The sequence below is a fragment of the Leclercia sp. M50 genome (genome assembly GCF_037150775.1).
Taxonomy (GTDB): Bacteria; Pseudomonadota; Gammaproteobacteria; order Enterobacterales; family Enterobacteriaceae; genus Enterobacter.
The window spans coordinates 1-3,102 of record NZ_JBBCPK010000196.1 but is presented as its reverse complement, the minus strand read 5'-3'; the positions used below and the strand labels follow the sequence as shown (position 1 = coordinate 3,102).

At 36.9% G+C, this 3,102-nt stretch carries 2 protein-coding genes and 1 pseudogene; all 3 read left to right on the top strand.

Features of this window, described 5'->3' with window-relative positions; genetic code table 11:
- Positions 1-409 (top strand): annotated as a pseudogene (locus WFM46_RS23340) (type VI secretion system tip protein VgrG); the annotation flags it as partial.
- 4 nt (positions 410-413) lie between these two features.
- Positions 414-1,397 (top strand): DUF6402 family protein, encoded by a 984-nt coding sequence (locus WFM46_RS23335; protein WP_336998681.1) that lies wholly within the window; start codon positions 414-416, stop codon positions 1,395-1,397.
- Positions 1,398-1,422: 25 nt separating this feature from the next.
- Positions 1,423-1,773 carry a hypothetical protein gene (locus WFM46_RS23330; RefSeq protein WP_336998680.1) on the top strand — a complete coding sequence of 117 codons (351 nt, stop codon included), beginning with the start codon at positions 1,423-1,425 and terminating at the stop codon, positions 1,771-1,773.
- Positions 1,774-3,102 lie beyond the last annotated feature (1,329 nt).

Sequence of the window (3,102 nt, the reverse complement as noted above, 5' to 3'; positions counted from 1 at the left end):
GAAGCTGACGCTGAGCTCAGCGGGTGACATCTCCCTGGCCGGGAAAAAACGTATCACGTTAATTGGTGGTGGCAGTTACCTGAAGCTTGAGGCCGGGAAGGTCGAGTATGGCACGACAGCGTCGTATATACGTAAGGTGAAGAGGACAATGGCGGCGGAAAGGAATTCTCAGACTCCAGAACTCCCATTTTTACCAAGGCCTGGAGATGTTTACCGAAGGAGTTTTATTCTTGTAGATGAAAGAACCCAAGAACCAATATCAAATATTGGATATGAATTGACCTCACCTACAGGTTCGGTCATTAAAGGGATTTCATGCGAGAAGGGCTTCACAAGTTTCGTTAGTCATCATGATGAGGCTGAAGTAGAGTTAAATATTTTAGAACAAGATGCATTATTTATAGGATGATTTTATGGCCAATGTAAAGGTTAAATCAAAGTTAACAAGTGAAAATGAAAACAAACAAACGGTCCCGGTCAAAATCTTCAAAATAACTGACATCCCGGATGTGATGGCGAAAAAAGGTTGGACGGTGTCAGCACGTTTCATGCGGAAATGGTTCTATGATCCATTTTACGAAATGACACCAAGAGAGAAACTGAATAAAGTCGATATGAATACTGTGGACAAAATTCAAATTATTGAAGATTTAGATTTTGATTGGTTATTAACTTCTTCGTTGCGAGTAAAACCAATTTACGATGCTTTTGTAAAGCAAGTTTCGACTGTTATTGAATATAATGACTATCTGGGGAGAAAAAAACAAATCTCACAACAGTTGTCTAATGGCCTTTGTTATATCATTAACAGGCTGGATGAATTAGGTCTTTTTATTAACAATGAAATAACGAACTGTTATTTAAATTATGCCAATCTGTCAGCAATAGAGCTTGATAAAACAAGTCAATTTAACTTTATAAAAATTGGTAGTACATTGTGGGAAAAAGCAACAGATACCCTAGATGATGTGTATGGCGCCCTTGGTTCTTTTATAATCAAAATTGCCTTTACAGACCTTAATGTCACGAGAGATACTGATGGTTTCATGAGGTTAGAAATTAAAGAGCTTGGATTGTATGTTAGGGATACCTACGAATTTATGAATGATGGTGATGATCAACCGTTAGGCTATTGGGGGGAGAATGGTGTCATCAAACCAGGGGTGATAAGTGAATTATTGAAAAAAGAATATATTGATGAAGGCGACTCTAGATACTTTAGAGTTACTAACACATCTTTTGTGAGTTACAGGGAAAAATATAAGGACGAAAATAAAACCGGAGATTTTTTCGTATACTCGACGGTGAAAAAAATCCCTACGAACATTATCATTCATTTGAATAAGGTAGATATGGAGGAATATATTTACTGGAAAGGGGGGGGTGCAAATGCATAGCTTTATAACAAAAACGTGCTGCTTCATGTTGATGTCAGTTTTCTTCTTTTGTGTTTTGCTAATGATGATTAAGATTCTGGCTTATCAAAACGCAATAAAGAATGATTCTATATGGAGTCGAGATAATCAGTGCGAGCTGACTACTTATATTCCTGACTATCGACCATATGGTGGTATCGGGAGACTGTTGCGGTTATTTTCCAATCAATCTTTTTTTGTTGTATATGATGCTAATGGGAATAAAATAAAAAGCTCTGCATGGCACTTTTGGCAAGCTCAGTTCTCTGATTCGGTTGCACCAGAATGGCATGGGCAATATGCAATGTATCCAACAAGCGAAGGGTGGTCAGAATGGAAAATTCCAGAGTGTGGTTAACATTTAAAATGCAAATTTCCTCCGAAACCCTTGGTCAGAATTGACCTGGAAACGCGAGTAAGACAATGAAATTTTTCTGGAAAACGGTATTTTCATGTTTGACATTATCATTTTTCGATAAAGGGGCGGGTTTATATGAAAGCGACCCCTAGTACGACAGAAAGTTAAACTTCACTTCAAATGTCAGTTATCGTGTTGAAACTTCGGACGGGGAGGAATTAGTTTCTGGTTCCAGCACAGATGGATATATAGGCAAAAGAAACAGTGAATATGAATATTGGATATTTTAAGCTAAGTAAAAAGACCATGAAAAAATAAATTCTTAAAATAGATGGAAAGAGCTACCTCATTGTCACAAAGGATGGAAAGACTGAGTTGGGCATAAAGGGAAATATAACCCCAGAAACAGACAGCATACCTCATAAAATCAAAGTGCCTGACATTCTAATTATAACTAGAAAAGCGCTAGTGTAATATTTATGTTGCGTGGGCAACAAGAAGATAACTTTATAATAATTACTGCTCAAGAGCTTTATAGAAAATTTAAATATCAATGGTTTGAACGTTTGGCAGATAACTATCGCGTATTGCTTTTTTTAATAACGCCGACTACACCCTGGACGCTTATAAAGTATATTTATGGGAGGTCATTGCTGACTTTGCATTTGTTGACAGAGCATTACTATCTTATAGGACAGGTGGTAGTGGGGGCTGGAAGGATGTTTCTGATGGAGGGGGGAAGTTCCTTTTATCTCTTGTCGATAAAATACCTTATTGGTCTGATGCTATAGGTCAAATTCCATTTGCTGTAGGTACTTACCGTACATACTATACAATAAAAGCAACCGTAGAAACTGGTATAACATGGGCTAAAGATAATCCATTAGATGCCCTCATACAAAAGTCAGATTCAACGAATGAATATGATAATTTCTTTGTTCCTCGGGGTGCTTTATATGCAAGTAAAAAATTCTCGTATAAGATTGCTCCGTCTGGAAAAACTCATCCTGCGGTGGAGGTAGAAGAGACATCACATGATGTCAATGCAAAATCACTCGGAGAAAGTATAACTAAAGAGGGGTTAGAGAAATATGGTGTCTGAAAAAATAAATCAATCATAATTTTACTGACATTTATATCCGCCATTGTATTTATGGTGGGCTGTTATTCATTAGCTACATGAATGTACGAACAATCATTCACTGTTTCTTCTCATCGAAATGCTGGAATGATATTTATATCTTTTTTCTTTTTTGGTTATTGCGACTCCAATATTACTGCTCACTTTGTTTGCACCGTTAAGAATAAATTTAACTATCGTTGCACTTG